The sequence below is a fragment of the Cryobacterium sp. Hh11 genome, from assembly GCF_004404045.1.
In the GTDB taxonomy this organism is placed as follows: Bacteria; Actinomycetota; Actinomycetes; order Actinomycetales; family Microbacteriaceae; genus Cryobacterium; species Cryobacterium levicorallinum.
The window spans coordinates 230532-248602 of the sequence record NZ_SOHF01000007.1 but is presented as its reverse complement, the minus strand read 5'-3'; the positions used below and the strand labels follow the sequence as shown (position 1 = coordinate 248602).

The following is an 18071-nucleotide window of genomic DNA, read 5'->3' as shown; positions in this document are numbered from 1 at the left end:
CGTGAGCGAACTGACCCTGCTGGTGCTGCGCATCGGCTTCCTTCTCATGCTCTGGATGTTCATTTTCGGCATCGTCTACGCGCTGCGCAGTGACCTGTTCGGCCAGCGCGTACGCCGCCTGAAAACGGATGCCGCCGCGCCGGCCCCCGCCGGAGCCTTCCCCGCCGCCGCTGCTCCCGTTGCAGCCCCCTCACCAACCCCCGCACCAACCCCAGAACCAGCCCCGATCGCGCGGGCCAGCCCGGCCGCCGACGGTGCACTCGCCACCGCCCAGAACACCACGCGCCTCGTCATCACGAGCGGCCCGAAGTCCGGCACCGAGTTTCCGCTCAGCACCGAAACCATCACGATCGGCCGCTCGGCCGACTCGAGCCTGGTCATCCGCGATGATTACACCTCAACCCACCACGCCCGACTCATGCTCTGGCATGACGAGTGGATGCTGCAAGACCTCGATTCCACCAATGGCACCTTCCTGGCCGGCACCCGCGTCACCGTGCCGACCAAAATTCCCCTGAACGCCACCGTGAAGATCGGCGCCACCAGCTTCGAGCTTCGGCGGTAAGTCATGGCGACGGTAAGTCACAGCGCAGCCACGTCCCACGTCGGCAAGGTTCGCTCCAATAACCAGGACTCCGGTTACGCCGGACGCACCCTGTTCGTGGTCGCCGACGGCATGGGCGGCCACGCCGGCGGAGACGTCGCGTCGTCGATCGCCACGAAACGCATTATCGAGGCCGACAAGCCCTATGCGAGTGCCCAGGACGCCGAATTCGCCCTGCAGGCCGCCCTGATCGGCGCCAACGCCCAGCTGGCCGAAACCGTGTTCGAGCATGCCGAACTCACCGGCATGGGCACGACCGTCAGCGCCATCGTGGTGCTCGAGAACGAGGTCGCGATCGCCCACATCGGCGACTCGCGCATCTATCTGCTGCGCGACAACGAACTCTCCCAGATCACCATCGACCACACCTTCGTGCAGCGGTTGGTTGACAGCGGTCGCATCACCGAGGCCGAAGCCATGGTGCATCCACGCCGCTCCGTGCTCATGCGTGTGCTCGGTGACGTCGAGGCGAGCCCCGAAATCGACACGTCGATCCTGGCCACGATCGCCGGCGACCGCTGGCTGCTGTGCTCCGATGGCCTCACCGGTGTCGTCTCACACACCGGCATAGCCTCCGCCCTGGCCAGTGGCGCCAACGCGCAGGATGTCGCCGACCTGCTCGTGAAGGAAAGCCTCGACGGCGGCGCCCCCGACAACGTCACCGTCGTCATCGTCGACATTGGCGCGGGCGACGGCAGCACGCGCACAGACAGTCCCGTCGTCGTCGGCTCAGCGGCCAATCCGCTCGCCTTCGGTGAGGAACCCGGACGCAACCGTGCACTGCGCATCCCGGCCCTGCGGCTGCACCCGGTACGCGAGACGCACTTCGAGCCCGATTCCCAGGACTACCTCTCCGAACTGATCGAAGAGGATGCCCGCCGCGCGCGCCGCCGCAAGGCCACCTGGCTGTTCGGCGTTATTCTGCTCGTACTCGCGATCGTCGGCACCAGCATCCTGAGCTACCAGTGGACCCAAACCCGCTATTTCGTCGGCTCCGAGGGTTCGACCGTCGCGATCTACCAGGGCGTCCAGCAGGACATCGGCCCGATCAAGCTGTCCAGTGTGTACGAGGCCACCGACATCAACCTGTCCGATTTGCGCGTCTACGACCGCCAGCAGGTCGAGCAGACCATCAGTGCCGGCTCCCTCGCGGATGCGCAGGCCATCGTCGAACGGCTGAAGGGTGCGGTCGTTGAGTAAAGCATCCGCTCTGCAAGCGCGTCAGGGAACCGAGCCGGTGCGTCGTCTGCACCTGCCGCAGAAACTGCGCAACCTCGAACTGTTCCTGCTGCTGATCGCCTGCTTCATCAACGCGAGCGCGGTCGTGCTCGTGCAGCTTGGCGCTCTCGGCGATCTCGACCCGACCCTGGTGCTGCTCGGCACCGGCCTGTCGGTTCTGGTCATCAGCCTGCACGTGGTGCTGCGATTTGTCGCTCGCGACGCCGATCCCTTCATTTTGCCGATCGCCACGGTGCTCAATGGCATCGGCATCGCCATGATCTACCGCATTGACATCGCCGACCAGGACAGCGGCTGGGCGAGCGCCGCCGTGCGCCAGACGGTGTGGAGCGCCCTGGCCATTTTCAGCGCGATCGTCGTGCTGCTCGTGATCCGCAATCACCGGGTGCTGTTTCGTTACACCTACATTTTCGGTCTCGTCGGTGTGGTGTTGCTCTTTCTGCCGCTCGTGCCCGGCCTGGGTAAAGAAATCAGCGGCGCTCGGGTCTGGATCGGCTTTGGCAGTTTCGGCACGTTCCAGCCGGGTGAGATCGCCAAGATCGCCCTCGCCGTGTTCTTTGCCGGCTACCTCGTGCGCAACCGCGACAGTCTCTCCATGGTCGGTAAGAAGTTTCTGGGCGCGCGCTTTCCGCGCTTGCGCGACCTTGGTCCGATTCTCGTGGTGTGGGCCCTGTCGATGTCGGTCATCATCTTCCAGCGCGACCTCGGAACCGCGCTGCTCTACTTCGGTCTGTTCCTCGTCATGCTCTACCTCGCGACCGGGCGGGCGAGCTGGGTCATCATGGGCATGGGCCTGTTCCTCGGCGGTGCCCTGCTGGCCAGCCAGACCCTGAACTACGTCAACGGCCGGTTCACCAACTGGCTCGATGCGCTCAACCCCAAAGTCTATGAAGCCGAGGGCGGCAGCTTTCAGCTCGTGCAAGGCCTGTTCGGCCTCGCCAAGGGCGGCCTGCTCGGCACTGGCTGGGGCCAGGGACGGCCCGAACTGACCCCGGTACCGCAGAGTGACTACATCATTGCGAGCCTCGGCGAGGAGCTCGGGCTCGCCGGAATCTTCGCCATCCTCGCCCTGTACCTTCTATTCGTGGCCCGCGGATTCCGCATCGGCTTCGCCGGTCAGGATGATTTCGGCAAGCTTCTCGCCGTCGGCCTTGCCTTCGTTGTGGCGCTGCAGTGCTTCATCGTCATCGGCGGCGTCACCCGGGTGATTCCCCTCACCGGCCTGACCACGCCGTTCCTGGCCGCCGGCGGCTCCTCGCTCGTGGCCAACTGGATTATCGTGGCCCTGTTGCTGCGGCTCTCCGACACAGTGCGCAATCAACCCAGGCTGGTGGTCTAGTGAACCGCGAACTCAAGCGCGTCAGCATCGTCGTGATGCTGATGTTCATCGCCCTGCTCAGCTCCACGTCGATCGTGCAGGCCTTTCAGGCCGACAATCTGTCGGCCGACCCGCGCAACACCCGCACGCTGTACGACAGCTACCAGGTCGAGCGCGGCGCCATCCTCGTCGCCGGCGACCCGATCGCCCAGTCCATGCCGGCCGACGATGACTACAAATTTCTCCGCACCTATACCAACCCCGAGTTGTATGCGCCGATCACCGGATACATTCCGATCAACGGCGAACCGACCGGGCTGGAGTTCGCCCTCAATGCCGAGATGACCGGAACGTCCAACTCACAGTTCTTCGACAAGATCAGCGCCCTCGTCACCGGCCAGGACCCGAAGGGCGCCGCCGTGGAGGTCACCATCGATCCGGTGGCCCAGCAGGCAGCCTGGGACGCCCTCGGCGACTACACCGGATCGGTCGTCGTGACCGAACCGACGACCGGCCGCATCCTGGCGATGGTCTCCAAGCCGAGTTTCAACCCGAACCTACTCACCGTGCACAACAACGCCGAGGTCACCGCGAGCTACGAGGCCCTGCTGGCCGACGAGAACGACCCGCTGATCAACCGGGCGATCAATTCGCTCAACCCGCCCGGGTCGATCTTCAAACTCGTCGTGACGACGGCCGCCCTGGAATCGGGCGACTACACGCCGGAGAGCACCTTTCCGAACCCGGCCGTGTACACCGCGCCGGGCACCACGAGCAAGATTGAAAACTCCAGCGGGTCAACCTGCGGTGCCGGTGAGACGGTCACCCTCGCCACAGCACTGCGCTTGTCCTGCAATATCCCGTTCGCCGAATTGGGCGTCGCGCTCGGCGACACGGCCATTCGGGAGACCGCCGAGAAGTTCGGCTTCAACAGCAGCTTCAGCATTCCCCTGCGCGTGACCGAGAGCGTGTACCCCGACGGGCTCGACGATCCGCAGACCGCGCAGTCAGCCTTCGGTCAGTACGACGTGCGGGCGAACCCGCTGCAAATGGCCCTGGTCAGCGGCGCCATCGCCAACGGGGGGGTCGTGATGCAGCCCAACCTGGTGCAGGAGATCCTCGCACCCAATCTCAGCGCCATCCAAACCTTCAAACCGGCAGAACTTGGGCGGGTGATGAGCGAAAAAACAGCCGCAACACTGACAGCGATGATGATCAACGGCGTTCAGGATGGCGCCGCGAGCAATGCAAGAATAGACGGGGTCGAAGTGGCGGGGAAAACCGGCACGGCGCAGAACGGGTCAACCGATCCGTTCACACTCTGGTTCACCGGTTTCGCACCGGCGGACGACCCACAATTTGCCATCACCGTTCTGATCGAGGACGGCGGAGGAGAAGGACAAACCGGGTTCGGCAACAAACTTGCCGCACCTGTCGCACAGAAAGTACTAGAGGCGGTGCTTAACAAATGAGACCCACAGCAGGCCTCACCTTCGGGGGACGATACGAGCTGCAGTCGCGCATTGCGATTGGCGGCATGGGGGAGGTGTGGAAGTCCACCGACCTCGTAATCGGTCGCAGCGTCGCCATCAAGATTTTGAAGGACGAGTATCTCGGCGACCCCGGTTTCCTCGAGCGCTTTCGCGCTGAGGCCCGCCACGCGGCCCTGGTCAACCACGAAGGCATCGCGAATGTCTTCGACTACGGCGAAGAAGACGGCAGCGCCTTCCTGGTCATGGAACTAGTGCCCGGCGAAGCTCTGTCAACCATTCTCGAGCGCGAGCACGTTCTGCCGACCGACAAGGTGCTCGACATTGTCGCGCAGACCTCGACCGCGCTGCACGCCGCCCACGCCGCCGGTCTCGTGCACCGCGACATCAAGCCCGGAAACCTGCTCATCACGCCGGAGGGCCGGGTCAAGATCACCGACTTCGGCATCGCCCGCATCGCCGACCAGGTTCCGCTCACCGCGACCGGCCAGGTTATGGGCACCGTGCAGTACCTCTCACCGGAACAGGCGAGCGGCCACCCCGCATCGCCGACCACCGACATCTACTCGATCGGCATCGTCGCGTACGAGTCGCTGGCCGGACGTCGTCCGTTCACGGGCGAGTCGCAGGTCGCGATTGCCATGGCTCAGATCAACGAGATTGCGCCCGACCTGCCGGTGACGGTGTCCGAGCCGGTTCGCAATCTGGTCTTCGCCTGCCTGGCCAAGAACCCGGCCGACCGGCCGGCGTCTGCTGCCCATCTGGCGCGCGCGGCATCCGCTTTGCGTCGCGGTGACGTCGCTGCAGCCGCGGTTGCCGTGCCGTCCGTTCTGGGCGGCCTCTCGGCCACGAGCGCCACCATGCTCATGCCCGGTGCCGGGTCCGACCAGGCCACGACCGTTCTGCCCGCCACCGGCGCGCCCATCACGCGGGCCTCCGCGGCCGCTGCCGAAGCGGAGAAGAAGAAGCGCAGTCCGTGGACCTGGCCGCTGATCGCCCTGGTCGCGCTGCTGGTGATCGTGCTCACCGGAACTCTCATCGCCCTGTTCACGCAGAACAACGAGACCCCGGCACCGGTCCCGACCACGTCAGCGCCACCCTCATCAACCCCGTCGGCTACGCCATCGGCGACCCCGTCGCCAACGCCGACGCCGTCGCCCACCAATGCGAACACGTCGGTCAATCCGGAAGATTTCGTGGGTAAGCCCAGCGCCGATGCCGCCGCCCTGCTCGTTGAGATGGGATTCGTCGCTGACGTCCAACCCGGAAATGCGGCCGGGTCTGAGGCAGAAGTTGACACGGTGTACGGAGTCAATCCCCGGGGGCCGGTTCCGGCCGGGACGACCGTGACCCTGACTGTCTACGGCGCGTTCCCCACGCCGAGCACACCGACGTCAGCCCCGACGGCGACGCCTTCGCCCGTCGCTGCCGCGGGCACTGTCACGGTGAACTGGAATGCCCAGACCTGCCCGGCCGGCCAGACTTTGGCTGGCTATGAGATCGCAACGGAGGGCGGTGCCGCCATCATCACCTCAGCCAACCCCACCACCGCTGAAACGACGACGGCCACGATCACCGCCGGAACAGAGAATTTCAAGGTCAAGTTCCGCTATTTCTGTGGCCAGGTCAGCTCTGAGTTTTCCCCAACGGCAGACGTGAGCGTAACTGGCGACCCCGCTGTCGGGGAGTAATTCCCCAATGCCGTGCGGTAAAGTAGCGCTCACTGTGCCTAACCCGGGCATCCGTTTTATTGTGGGGGAGTGCGCTCGTGCCTGACTCTGGCCGTTTGATCGCGGGCCGCTATCGTGTCGGGGCACTCCTCGGCCGTGGCGGCATGTCCGACGTACATATAGGCACCGATTCCCGGCTCGGTCGCACGGTGGCCATCAAGCTACTCAAGTCGAGTCTGGCCTCCGACCCGGCCTTTCGAACCCGGTTTCGGCAAGAGGCCCAGGCCGCAGCTCGCATGGCCCACCCGACCATCGTGCGGGTGTTCGATGCCGGCGAGGAGACCGTCACCGACGATGCCGGACACGATTCCCAGGTTCCGTTCATCGTCATGGAACACGTCGACGGGCGGCTGCTCAAGGACATCATTCGTGAGGGCCCGATCGAGGCGACCGAGGCCGTACGCATCATCGATGGGGTTCTGACCGCGCTGGAATACTCGCATCGCGCCGGTGTGGTGCACCGCGACATCAAGCCCGGCAACATCATGATCACCAAGTCCGGACAGGTCAAGGTGATGGATTTCGGCATCGCCCGTGCCATCTCCGACTCGGCCACGACCGTCGCGCAGACCACCGCCATCCTCGGCACCGCCGCCTATTTCTCGCCGGAGCAGGCCAAGGGTGAGTCCGTCGATGCGCGCACCGATCTGTATTCCACGGGCGTGGTGCTGTTCGAGATGCTCACCGGGCGGCCGCCGTTCCGCGGTGACACGCCCGTGGCCGTCGCCTACCAACACGTCAGCGAACTGCCGGCGAAACCCTCAGCGCTCAATCCCAAGGTGTCGCCGGCCCTGGACTCGGTCGTGCTGCATGCCCTGGCCAAGGACCGCTTCGCCCGCTATCAAAGCGCCGTCGAGTTTCGCAATGATGTCGAGACCGCAGGATCCGGCCAGATTCCCGTTCACCGGGCCGGCGACGAGGTTGGTGCCGGCCTGTTCGGGGCTGCGCCCACGGCGATCACCGGTTCGGCGCTGGCCCTCAAACAGTTGTCCGAAGACCAGACGATGGTGCGCACCCAGCGTCGCCCCCCGGTGATCTGGGTCTGGGCCGGAATCGTCTGCGTCGTGGTCATCGTCGTCGCGGTCATGATCTGGGTGGCCAATCTGCAGCCTTCGGTGGAACTGCCCGACAGTTCGCGCCAGATTCCCGCACTCACCGGGCAAACCTATGACGACGCCCAAAATACTCTCCTCGACCTCGACCTGGCGGCCACGCGTGCCGAAGAGTCGAGCACGACAGTGCCGGCCGACCAGGTTATTCGCACGGATCCTCCGGCCGATACCATCGTCAATCCCTCCGACGTGATCAAGGTCTTCGTCTCTACCGGTCCGGTGCCCGTCGCGGTTCCCGATGTCACCAATCAGCCCATAACGGATGCCCAGGCCGCGATCGAAGCGCTCGGTTTCGTTTCCGGGTCGGTCACCACCGAGAACTCCCCGACCGTGGCGGCCGATATCGTTCTGCGCACCGATCCGCCCGCGGCGTCCTCCGAATTCGCCGGCGATACCATCAACTACGTCGTGTCGAGCGGCCTGGTCACCCTCGGAGACCTCACCGGCCAGTCTCTGGTCGCCGCGATCGATCTGGTCACCGCCGACGGACTCACGCCGAGTTCCAAGCCTGATTACACCTGTGACCAGGAGTCCGGCTCCCCGATCAAAGCCCAATCACTGGCCCCCGGAGACGTCCCGCAGCGCTCCGAGATCGAGCTGACCTACTGCGCCCGCTCCTAGCCGCACCGCCCTGTCTGCACCGGGCCCGGTTCCCACCCACAGCCCAACGCGAAGTTAGCTCAGGCGCAACAGCGGGTGCAGGCCCTTCGCGGTCTCCTGGGCAGACGACAGGCCGGCCAGGGCGAGCCAGTTGCCCAGCATCCGGTAGCCGCCCTCGGTCAGGACCGACTCCGGGTGAAACTGCACGCCCAAAATAGGGGCGGTTAGGTGCCGCAATCCCATAATGACCCCGCCCGGCGTGCGCGACGTGACGATCAGGTCACTCGGCACGGTCGACGCAACGACGGCGAGGGAATGGTACCGCGTTGCCGTGAACGGTTGCGGCACACCCTCATAGAAATCGCTGCCGTCATGCGTGATGAGCGAGGTTTTGCCATGCATGAGTTCTTCAGCATTGGTCACCGTGGCCCCGAAGGCCTCGGCGATAGCCTGATGGCCGAGGCAGACGCCGAACAGGGGCAGGTTGGCCGCCAGCGCGGCCTCGACGACAGCGATGGACACACCGGCGTCTGAGGGCTTCCCGGGGCCCGGCGAAACGAGCACGCCGTCGTAGTCGGCAATCCGAGCGGCTGCATCGGTCTGCTCGAAGGAATCGTTGCGCACAACGTCGGTCTCCGCGCCGAGCTCCATCAGATACCCATTGAGGGTATAGACAAAGCTGTCATAATTATCGATAACCAGAATTCGGGTCATGGGCCGTCTACCGTCGCTTCCTCGTTGCTCAGAATTCCATCGATCCACGGATACACCCAGGTGGCCAGCACGGCCAGTACAGCCACCAGCAGAATCAGGACCAAAATGATGCGCACCCAGATCGGTCCGGGTAGAACACGCCACAGTGCTGCGTACATAAGAACCTCCTAGCCCTGAGCGGCGATGATCGGTGCGAGCTCGGCGGGAGCGCCGGCCGAAAGTGGCTGCCACGACTCAAGCACGCCGTAGGCGATGATACGTTCTGCGGTGGAGTACAGCGGATTGCAACTGGTGAGCGTGATGATGCGGTCGACCGGGGTTCCGTCCGGATAGTTGGGAACGGATGCCAATACCTGCACCTGCGACGGTGCCACGTACTCGGTATCGCGGTACCGGTAGGTGTAATAGCCGTCGGCCGTCTGCACGTAGATGGCGTCGCCGAGTTGCAGCTCGTTGATCAGGTGCATGCCACCGCCGAAGGCGCTGCGGTGCGCGGCAATCGCGAAGTTTCCGACTTCGCCGGGCATCTGAGTGCCAGCGTAATGTCCGATGCCCAAACGGTTGCTGTTCAAGACGTCATGGCCGGTGCCTTCGGCAATGCTGCGGTGGTAGTCGGCACCGAAACGAGGCACATACAAAACCGCGAACGCCATGGCATTGCCGGGTGCAGCGGCAACGACGGGCTCGCCGTAGTCCACCGCTACGCGGGCTGCGTCCGGTTCCGCCGGATCAGCCGTCGCCTCGGGAAGCGTCGTCGAGGTGTCCTGGGCGATCCAATCCTGGCTGATCTCACTCGCAGCCGAGGACTGCGAATTGGCCATGATCATGTCATTCCACCACAGCTGCCAGCCCAGAAACAGCAGCACGAGTGCACTGGCCGTGATCAGCAGTTCACCGAGCACGCCCAGGAGTGTGACCTTGACGGACGGGGCTGTACTTGAGCGGTACCGACCTTTGGTGCCAGCGCCGGGCGACTCCGACCCATCGGGCACCGGCGCGGTGCGATCGTCTGCCTGTGGACACATATTACGATTCTACTGACCAGAGTTGTGCGCGACCCCCGCGTCAAAGCCACGAAAACAGGCGGAGACGCTAGGATCGCAGCATGGCACGTAAGAATTCTCGCACCAAGCCCGCCCGCACCGAAGTTGCCCGCTCGAACGAGGACGCGCCCAACGCCGTCTGGTTCAAGCCGGTCATGTTCGGCTTTATGCTGCTCGGCCTGGCCTGGATCATCGTGTTTTACGTCAGTGGCAGCCAGCTTCCCATCGCGGGTCTCGGCGCCATGAATATTCTGGTCGGCTTCGGAATCGCATTCATCGGCTTTCTGATGACCACGCGCTGGCGCTAGTTCGGCCGCACCGCCGAGTCACGAACCGCCCACGCAACGGTCATTGAGCGGATGCTGCCCGGCTGCCAGAATCCAGCAGTTCGGGTAATGACACCGGTGTAATTATCCCCATGTGGATAGACCTGTGGATAACTTCCCGGTGCACCGGGTGGTCAGCTGATCGGGGCGAGCAGGCTCACAATTTTGAGGACTCCAATCACCACGAGGAGAGCGGCGACGCCCGCGATCAAGACGATCTGCAGCCCCTTTTGTGCCGGCCGCCGGGTACGCATGAGAACGAACCCGATGAGTGCACCCCCGATTATGCCGCCGAAGTGAGCCTGCCAGGCGATCCCCGGAATGAAGCTCACGACCACGTTGATGCCGAGCAGAACCAGCAGCTGCTTCGAATTTCCGCCAAGACCACGCTGAATGACCAGGAAGGCACCCATGAGCCCAAACAGGGCCCCTGATGCCCCGACGACGTAGGTGTAGGGAACAGCCAGCACCAGAACACCGATCGACCCGGCGAAACCGCTGATCAGATACAGCGCCAGGAAGCGACCACGGCCGAGCATCCCCTCGAGCATCGGACCGAAGATCCAGAGCACGTACATGTTGAGCAGCACGTGAAACGGCAGGCCACCTTGCGAGTGCAGAAAAACACTGGTCAGCATTCGCCACGGCTCAATGAGGGTGAGGGCTGGCGCGTAGGCGAATCGTTGCGTGATCCCGAGGCCGGGGATCCATTGCAGGATGAAGACGAAGACGGTAATCGCGATAAGCGCGTAGGTCACCGTGGGCTGACCGCTCCCGGTCAGCCGGGTAAGCACGGCGGGTTTGATGCGGGGTGCGTTCTTGCGCTGCAGTTTCATGCATTCGGGGCAGATAACGCCCACGGCAGCCTGCGTCTGGCACTCGGCGCAGATGGTGCGCCCGCAGCGCTGACACAGAATGAAGCTCTGCCGCCCCGGATGGCGGTAGCAAAAATTCGCCGCCGAGGCCGGCAGATCACTCATTTTGGTCTGAAATACGGGTTAGACGGATTCGACGGAGACGCTCTGGATGATGACGTCTTCCAGCGGGCGGTCGCGTCCATCGGTGGCGACGGTGGCGAGCTTCGCGACGATTGCGCGGCTGTCCTCGTCTTCAACGGCACCGAAGATGGTGTGCTTGCCCTGGAGCCAGGTGGTCGGCACGACAGTGATGAAGAACTGCGAGCCGTTGGTTCCGTGACCACCCTGGATTCCCGCGTTCGCCATGGCGAGCACGTAGGGCTGGGTGAAGTCGAGGTCGGGGCTGATTTCATCGTCGAACTGGTAGCCGGGACCGCCGGTGCCCTGGCCGAGCGGGTCGCCGGCCTGGATCATGAAGTCCTTGATAATGCGGTGAAAAACGGTGCCGTCGTAGAGCGGCGTGGTGGAGGCAACGCCCGTGGCGGGGTGCTTCCACTCGATCTCGCCGGTCGCGAGGCCGACGAAGTTCTTGACCGTCTTCGGCGCGTGATTGCCGAAGAGATTGACCTTGATCGGTCCGAGTGTGGTGTTCAGGGTGGCGACAGCGGTGTGCTTAGACATACACCGATTCTTGCACAGCAACAGTCACCCACCCTGCTCGACCCCGTGTGCTTCCGGTGCGTTCCCAGTGCATTCGCTGGCAAGACATCGATTGCGCGCCAAGGTTTCAGTGGCAAGATGGGCACTCAGTGGCAAGATAGACACACATTCGCCACACACGACATCGATGGAGGGTCCAGATGAGCCTGTCACGCAAGCGCCGCAAGGAACTCACTCGGCTGCGCAAAAGCGCAGACGAACTATGGAGCCACCAACAAGAGGTATTGGAGCGCGCTAACGTGCTTGCTCGCCAGGCCGGTCACCAGGCCGGCATCCTCGCCCGCGAAGAAGTCGCTCCGCGCGTTCGCGAGAGCTATGACCACTACGTTCGCCCGGGCGTGAACGCCACCCAGGAAGCCGCCGACGGCGTTCGACGCCGCGTGGTGAACGATGTCCTTCCCGGCATCGGTACCGCCATCGGCACGGTCTTGTCGGTCGGCGACGTCGCGCGCGACGCCCGCGTGCGGGCCGCGCTAGGCCGCATCCGCTTACAGAAGCCCGTCGTGGTTGAACCTAAGGGCATGGGGGCGGGAACGTACTTCGCTCTCGGTCTGGCCGTCGTCGCCGCTGCAGGCGTCGCCTACGCCGTCTGGCAGACGTTCCGCGCCGACGACGAGCTCTGGGTCGCCGATGACGAGGCTGAACCGGCCACGTCGCAGGAAGACTAGCGCCGCAGCACCACCCGCTTGCAGGGCCCGCATCCAGTGGATGCGGGCCCTGCCGCATTAACGGCCGTAGCGGCCCGCAGTGACCGCCGCGACGCCGTCTCAGTGAATGCCCAGCGCTGGTACGGAAAAATCCCCGGACGTACAAGAAAAGGCCCGTCCGAAGACGAGCCTTGAATTGTGGAGCCACGGGGAATCGAACCCCGGACCTCCTGCTTGCAAAGCAGGCGCTCTACCAATTGAGCTATGGCCCCGCTTTCTCACCCCGTTTATAGCGAGTGAGAACTGATGAATCTGGTGCTGCGTGGGGATACCGGGATTTGAACCTGGGACCTCTTCATTATCAGTGAAGCGCTCTAACCAACTGAGCTATATCCCCCTGTTGGGCAGATTGAAGACTATCGGAATCTGGCCGGAACCTGAAATCGAGTCACGCCGCGGTGCGGCGGATTTACCCAAATTCGGGCGTGAGGGCTGTTTCCGCGGAGAAACAGCCCTCGATCGTGCCTACAAAGCCTTGACTGCAGCTTAGTTGTTGGTGAAGCCGACGAGCAGACCGCCGGTAATTTTGACGCTCAGGTTGTACAGAACGGCATAGATGGCGCCGAGCGCGGTGATCACGACCAGGTTCAGCACGGCCACAACGACCGCGAAGCCCATAACGTTGCCGATCGAGAGAATGGCGGCCAGGTCGGCCGATTCTCCCGCCACGGTGGCGTACAGCTCGTCGACACTGGTCAGCACCTCGGTCTGCACGAGCACGGTGTAGGTGAGGAAGGTAGCGACGATGGTGACGATCGCCAGGCACACCGCCACCAGGAACGACAGTTTCACGCTCGACCAGAAGTCGACGTAGACCAGTTTGAGTCGAACCTGCTTGCTTGTGGTCTTACGAGTGGACTTCTTGGCGAGCTTTTCGGCGACGCTACTCATTCGGTGTCTCTACTTTCCCTGAATCCGCGTGAGGAACAGCGCCGTCTGCAGCACTGTTGTCGACCGCACCAGCTGGTAGGTCGGCATCCGTCACATCTTCTTCGTCGGTGGTTTCATCGGTGTTTTCATCCGTGGCGACCAGATTACGTTCAATGTTTTTCGCGATGGAAATGATTCTGTCTTCATTCGCAAACTTTGCGAAAACAACACCCATGGTGTCCCGGCCCTTGGCCGGAACCTCGGCGACGTCAGAGCGTACCACCTTGCCACTGGCAAGTACCACAAGGACCTCGTCCTCGGGATTGACGATCAACGAGCCGACCAGATCGCCGCGATCGTCGTTGAGCTTGGCCACCTTAATGCCCAGGCCGCCACGATTCTGCAGCCGATACTGGTCTGCCGCGGTGCGCTTGGCGTAGCCACCCTCGGTGACGACGAAGACGTAGCCGTCATCATTGATAACGGATGCGTCCAGCAGCGTATCCTCACCGCGGAAGTGCATTCCGATCACGCCGGACGTGCTGCGGCCCATCGGGCGCAGCGCGTCGTCGGTGGCGGTGAAGCGAATCGACATGCCCTTGCGAGATACCAGCAGCAGGTCGGAATCATCTTCGACCAGTAGGGCAGAGACGAGTTCGTCGCCCTCACGCAGCTTGATCGCGATGATGCCGCCAGTGCGGTTGGTGTCGTATTCACTAAGCGCGGTCTTCTTGATCAGTCCATCGCGGGTGGCGAGGGTTAGATATTGGGCAACCCCGTAGTCACGAATGTCGAGAATCTGTGCGATTTCCTCGCCCGGCTGCAGCGCGAGCAGGTTGGCAACGTGCTGGCCCTTGGCATCGCGACCGGATTCCTGGGCCTCGTAGGCCTTGGCCCGGTAGACCCGACCGGTGTTGGTGAAGAACAACAGCCAGTGGTGTGTCGTGGTCACGAAGAAGTGTTCGACCACGTCGTCGGCGCGCAGCTGGGCGCCCTTGACGCCCTTGCCGCCTCGGTGCTGGTTACGGTAGTTATCGCTCCGGGTGCGCTTGATGTAGCCGCCGCGGGTGACGGTGACCACCATCTCCTCTTCGGGGATGAGATCCTCGATCGACATATCGCCGTCGAAACCGAACATGATTTCGGTGCGGCGGTCGTCACCGAACTTCGCGGTGATCTCGGCGAGTTCTTCGCTGATGATCGTGCGCTGACGCTCGGGGCTGGCCAAGATCGACTTGAATTCGGCGATCTGCACTTCGAGTTCGGCGGCCTGGTCGATAATCTTCTGGCGCTCGAGGGCTGCCAGGCGGCGCAATTGCATGGTGAGAATCGCGTCGGCCTGAAGCTTGTCCACGTCGAGCAGAGCCATCAGGCCTTCGCGAGCGTCGTCGACCGTATTCGATCGACGAATGAGAGCGATAACCTCATCGAGAGCGTCCAGCGCCTTGAGATAGCCGCGCAGAATGTGGGCATCCGCTTCGGCCTTGTTCAAGCGGAATTGGGTGCGCCGAACGATGACCTCGATCTGGTGCGCGACCCAGGCCGAGATGAAACCGTCGAGGGCGAGCGTGCGCGGCACACCGTCGACGATGGCCAGCATATTGGCGCCGAAATTCTCCTGCAGCTGAGTGTGCTTGTAAAGGTTGTTCAGCACAACCTTCGCGACGGCGTCGCGCTTGAGCACGATGACGAGGCGCTGGCCGGTGCGACCAGACGTCTCATCCCGAATGTCCGCGATGCCGGCTACTTTGGCGTCCTTGACCAGATCGGCGATCTTGATCGCGAGGTTGTCGGGGTTCACCTGGTAGGGCAGCTCGGTAATTACGAGGCAGGTGCGACCCTGCAACTCTTCGATGCTGACCACGGCACGCATCGTGATCGAACCACGCCCGGTGCGGTAGGCGTCCTGAATACCCTTGGTGCCCAGAATTTGAGCGCCGGTAGGAAAATCAGGTCCCTTGATGCGCGAAATCAGCGCTTCGAGCAGCTCGTCGCGGGTGGCGTCGGGGTTGTCCAGGTACCACTGGGCGCCGGCGGCTACCTCGCGCAGGTTGTGCGGCGGAATGTTGGTGGCCATACCGACGGCGATTCCGACCGAGCCGTTGACCAGCAGGTTCGGAAAGCGGGCCGGCAGCACGGTCGGCTCGAGCGTGCGGCCATCGTAGTTGTCCTGAAAATCGACGGTGTCTTCGTCGATGTCCCGCACCATTTCGAGGGCGAGCGGCGCCATCTTGGTTTCGGTGTACCGCGGGGCTGCTGCGCCGTCATTGCCGGGGGAACCGAAGTTTCCCTGGCCGAGGGCGAGCGGATACCGCAGACTCCACGGCTGAACCAGACGCACGAGCGCGTCGTAGATCGACGAGTCACCGTGCGGGTGGAACTGTCCCATCACGTCACCGACGACGCGCGCGCACTTGGAGAACGCCTTGTCCGGGCGGTAGCCGCCGTCGAACATGGCGTAGATCACGCGACGGTGCACCGGCTTCATACCGTCGCGCACGTCAGGCAGCGCACGCCCGACGATGACGCTCATCGCGTAGTCGAGGTAGGAGCGCTGCATTTCCAGCTGCAGGTCGACCTGGTCGATCTTGCCGTGCTGCACGAGGTGGGCCGCAGCCGCAGCCGCGTTCGCTGCACTAAGTTCAGGGGTCACTACTTCGGGCGTATTCGAGTCGGAGTTGCTCGTGGTGTCATCAGATGTCAAGGAAACGCACGTCCTTCGCGTTTTTCTGGATGAAGTTGCGTCGGGATTCGACGTCTTCACCCATCAGGGTGGAGAATATTTCGTCGGCGGATGCCGCGTCATCCAGGGTGACCTGCAGCAGGGTGCGGGATTCGGGGGCCATCGTGGTTTCCCACAGCTCCTTGTAGTCCATCTCGCCGAGGCCCTTGTAGCGCTGAATGCCGTTGTCCTTCGGGATCCGCTTGCCCGAGGCCGCGCCATCGGCGAGGAGGGCGTCGCGCTCGGCATCGGAGTACACGTATTCGTGCGGCGAATTGGCCCACTTGAGCCGGTACAGCGGCGGCTGGGCCAGATAGACGTAGCCGAGGTCGATCAGCGGACGCATGTATCGGAACAGCAGTGTCAGCAGCAGGGTCGTGATGTGCTGGCCGTCGACATCGGCGTCGGCCATTAACACGATCTTGTGGTACCGAACCTTGTCCGGGTTGAATTCTTCGCCCATCCCAGCACCGAAGGCCGTGATCATGGCCTGAACCTCTGCGTTACCGAGGGCACGGTCGAGGCGAGCCTTTTCGACGTTGAGGATCTTGCCGCGCAGAGGCAAGATCGCCTGAAACTCCGGGTTGCGCCCCTGAACGGCGGAGCCGCCGGCCGAGTCGCCCTCGACGATGAAGATCTCGGACAAGGAGGGGTCCTTGCTCTGGCAATCCTTGAGCTTGCCCGGCATGCCGCCGCCCTCGAGCAGTCCCTTGCGACGGGCGGTTTCCCGAGCTTTGCGGGCCGCCATACGAGCGTTCGATGCCTGCAAGGACTTACGAATAATTTCGCGGGCCGGGTTCGGGTTGCGGTTGAACCAGTCGGTGAGCTGATCGTTGGCGACCTTTTGTACGAACGACTTCGCCTCGGTGTTGCCGAGTTTGGTCTTGGTCTGGCCTTCGAACTGCGGTTCGGCGAGCTTGATCGACACAACCGCGGTCAGTCCTTCACGCACGTCATCGCCGGTGAGGTTGTCATCCTTGTCTTTCAGGATGCCCTTTTCGCGGGCGTACTTGTTCACGAGTGTGGTCAGCGCGGCGCGGAAACCCTCTTCGTGGGTGCCGCCCTCGTGGGTGTTGATCGTATTCGCGTAGGTGTGCACGCTCTCGGTGTAGGCCGTGGTCCATTGCATGGCCACTTCCAGCGCCATCTTGCGTTCGTGGTCTTCCCACTCGAACGAGATGATCTCTTCGTTGACGAGGTCAGCCTTTTTTGCACGGTTGAGGTACTCGACGTAGTCGACGAGTCCCTGATCGTACTTGAAGGTGTTAGTGACGACCGTGCCGTCGTCAGTGCGGTGGGCTTCACGCTCGTCGGTGAGGGTGAGACGCAGGCCCTTGTTCAAAAAACCCATCTGCTGAAAACGAGCGCGCAACGTTTCGTAATCGAAATCGATCGTCTCGAAGGTCTCAGCGCTCGGCCAGAAGGTAATGGTGGTGCCGGTTTCGTCGTTCGCTTCGCCCCGTTCCAGGGGAGCGTTGGGGACACCGTTGGCGAAACTCTGGCGCCAAATGAATCCCTGGCGACGAACCTCGACCTCGAGGCGGCTCGACAGGGCGTTCACCACGGAGCTACCGACTCCGTGCAGTCCACCGGAAACGGAATACCCGCCGCCGCCGAACTTTCCACCGGCGTGCAGCACCGTCAGGACGACCTCAACGGTCGAACGGCCCTCTGCCTTGTGAATGTCGACGGGGATTCCGCGACCGTTGTCTTCGACGCGAATAGCGCCGTCGGCCAGAATGCGAATATCAATCGTGTCGCAGTGCCCCGCCAGGGCTTCGTCGACGGAGTTGTCAACGATCTCGTAGACCAGGTGGTGCAGTCCGCGCGGTCCGGTGGATCCGATATACATGCCGGGCCGCTTTCGAACGGCTTCCAGCCCCTCGAGGACCTGGATATCGTCTGCACCGTATTCGTGCTCCGGCTCCCGCTCCGCCACTATTGGGGATATATCTGGGGACGTGCGTTCGGGCGTCGGTTCAACTGTCATCTGAAAATAGGCTCCTGACCATCGCACGG

Annotated in this window: 16 protein-coding genes and 2 tRNA genes; 8 read left to right on the top strand and 10 right to left on the bottom strand. The window is 63.2% G+C overall.

The genetic code is table 11. The features are described 5' to 3' along the window. Position 1 precedes the first annotated feature (1 nt). From E3T46_RS03190 to pknB, 6 genes are all read left to right on the top strand, one after another. Complete coding sequence (locus tag E3T46_RS03190; RefSeq protein WP_166790156.1) at positions 2 to 565, top strand: FHA domain-containing protein; 564 nt, start codon at positions 2 to 4, stop codon at positions 563 to 565. A gap of 3 nt (positions 566 to 568) precedes the next feature. Next, a complete protein-coding gene (locus E3T46_RS03185) occupies positions 569 to 1804 on the top strand; it encodes a protein phosphatase 2C domain-containing protein (RefSeq protein ID WP_134577414.1) in 1236 nt (411 codons plus the stop codon). Next, a complete protein-coding gene (locus E3T46_RS03180; RefSeq protein ID WP_233195407.1) occupies positions 1797 to 3182 on the top strand; it encodes an FtsW/RodA/SpoVE family cell cycle protein in 1386 nt (461 codons plus the stop codon). Before E3T46_RS03185 ends, E3T46_RS03180 begins: the two co-directional genes overlap by 8 nt. Further along, positions 3182 to 4633 (top strand): penicillin-binding transpeptidase domain-containing protein, encoded by a 1452-nt coding sequence (locus E3T46_RS03175; RefSeq protein ID WP_134443465.1) that lies wholly within the window; start codon positions 3182 to 3184, stop codon positions 4631 to 4633. The genes E3T46_RS03180 and E3T46_RS03175 overlap by 1 nt, the downstream gene beginning before the upstream one ends. After that, the gene (locus tag E3T46_RS03170) at positions 4630 to 6342 is read left to right on the top strand and encodes a protein kinase (protein ID WP_134577413.1); all 1713 of its coding nucleotides are present in this window, start codon (positions 4630 to 4632) and stop codon (positions 6340 to 6342) included. Before E3T46_RS03175 ends, E3T46_RS03170 begins: the two co-directional genes overlap by 4 nt. Positions 6343 to 6419: 77 nt before the next feature. Then, positions 6420 to 8114 carry a Stk1 family PASTA domain-containing Ser/Thr kinase gene (pknB, locus tag E3T46_RS03165; protein WP_134577412.1) on the top strand — a complete coding sequence of 565 codons (1695 nt, stop codon included), beginning with the start codon at positions 6420 to 6422 and terminating at the stop codon, positions 8112 to 8114. A 54-nt stretch (positions 8115 to 8168) separates the two neighbouring features. Here pknB and E3T46_RS03160 read toward each other — a convergent pair whose 3' ends face one another. Genes E3T46_RS03160 through E3T46_RS03155 form a run of 3 tightly spaced genes read right to left on the bottom strand, consistent with a single transcriptional unit; the run spans position 8169 to position 9832 of the window. Then, the gene (locus tag E3T46_RS03160) at positions 8169 to 8807 is read right to left on the bottom strand and encodes a gamma-glutamyl-gamma-aminobutyrate hydrolase family protein (protein WP_134443462.1); all 639 of its coding nucleotides are present in this window, start codon (positions 8805 to 8807) and stop codon (positions 8169 to 8171) included. Further along, the gene (locus E3T46_RS17735; protein ID WP_166790154.1) at positions 8804 to 8965 is read right to left on the bottom strand and encodes a hypothetical protein; all 162 of its coding nucleotides are present in this window, start codon (positions 8963 to 8965) and stop codon (positions 8804 to 8806) included. The genes E3T46_RS03160 and E3T46_RS17735 overlap by 4 nt, the downstream gene beginning before the upstream one ends. A 9-nt stretch (positions 8966 to 8974) precedes the next feature. Then, entirely contained in the window at positions 8975 to 9832 is an 858-nt protein-coding gene (locus tag E3T46_RS03155; protein ID WP_134577411.1) for a class E sortase, read from the bottom strand. Between the two features lie 80 nt (positions 9833 to 9912). Between E3T46_RS03155 and E3T46_RS03150 the strand changes: the two genes are divergently transcribed. Further along, positions 9913 to 10158, top strand: coding sequence for a cell division protein CrgA (locus tag E3T46_RS03150; protein ID WP_092448026.1), 246 nt, complete (start codon positions 9913 to 9915; stop codon positions 10156 to 10158). A gap of 152 nt (positions 10159 to 10310) precedes the next feature. Here E3T46_RS03150 and E3T46_RS03145 read toward each other — a convergent pair whose 3' ends face one another. Together E3T46_RS03145 and E3T46_RS03140 are read right to left on the bottom strand one after the other, a co-directional pair. Beyond that, complete coding sequence (locus E3T46_RS03145) at positions 10311 to 11012, bottom strand: rhomboid family intramembrane serine protease (RefSeq protein ID WP_347232601.1); 702 nt, start codon at positions 11010 to 11012, stop codon at positions 10311 to 10313. Between the two features lie 162 nt (positions 11013 to 11174). Then, positions 11175 to 11714 carry a peptidylprolyl isomerase gene (locus tag E3T46_RS03140; RefSeq protein WP_092448024.1) on the bottom strand — a complete coding sequence of 180 codons (540 nt, stop codon included), beginning with the start codon at positions 11712 to 11714 and terminating at the stop codon, positions 11175 to 11177. A 179-nt stretch (positions 11715 to 11893) separates the two neighbouring features. Here E3T46_RS03140 and E3T46_RS03135 point away from each other — a divergent pair, with 179 nt between their 5' ends. Next, complete coding sequence (locus E3T46_RS03135) at positions 11894 to 12421, top strand: hypothetical protein (RefSeq protein WP_134577409.1); 528 nt, start codon at positions 11894 to 11896, stop codon at positions 12419 to 12421. Positions 12422 to 12599: 178 nt separating this feature from the next. On the opposite strand, the gene E3T46_RS03130 is transcribed toward E3T46_RS03135, so the two are convergent. The 5 genes from E3T46_RS03130 to gyrB all read right to left on the bottom strand — a co-directional run bounded on the left by E3T46_RS03130 (position 12600) and on the right by gyrB (position 18042). Beyond that, positions 12600 to 12672, bottom strand: a tRNA-Ala gene (locus E3T46_RS03130). A gap of 51 nt (positions 12673 to 12723) precedes the next feature. After that, positions 12724 to 12797: transfer RNA gene (locus E3T46_RS03125), tRNA-Ile, on the bottom strand. A gap of 149 nt (positions 12798 to 12946) precedes the next feature. Continuing rightward, positions 12947 to 13351, bottom strand: a complete 405-nt coding sequence (locus E3T46_RS03120; RefSeq protein WP_092448022.1) for a DUF3566 domain-containing protein — start codon at positions 13349 to 13351, stop codon at positions 12947 to 12949. Next, positions 13344 to 15932: a DNA gyrase subunit A gene (gene gyrA / locus E3T46_RS03115; RefSeq protein ID WP_241980430.1), complete on the bottom strand. Its 2589-nt coding sequence runs from the start codon at positions 15930 to 15932 to the stop codon at positions 13344 to 13346. The genes E3T46_RS03120 and gyrA overlap by 8 nt, the downstream gene beginning before the upstream one ends. A gap of 91 nt (positions 15933 to 16023) precedes the next feature. Further along, positions 16024 to 18042, bottom strand: coding sequence for a DNA topoisomerase (ATP-hydrolyzing) subunit B (gyrB, locus tag E3T46_RS03110; protein ID WP_134577407.1), 2019 nt, complete (start codon positions 18040 to 18042; stop codon positions 16024 to 16026). Positions 18043 to 18071 lie beyond the last annotated feature (29 nt).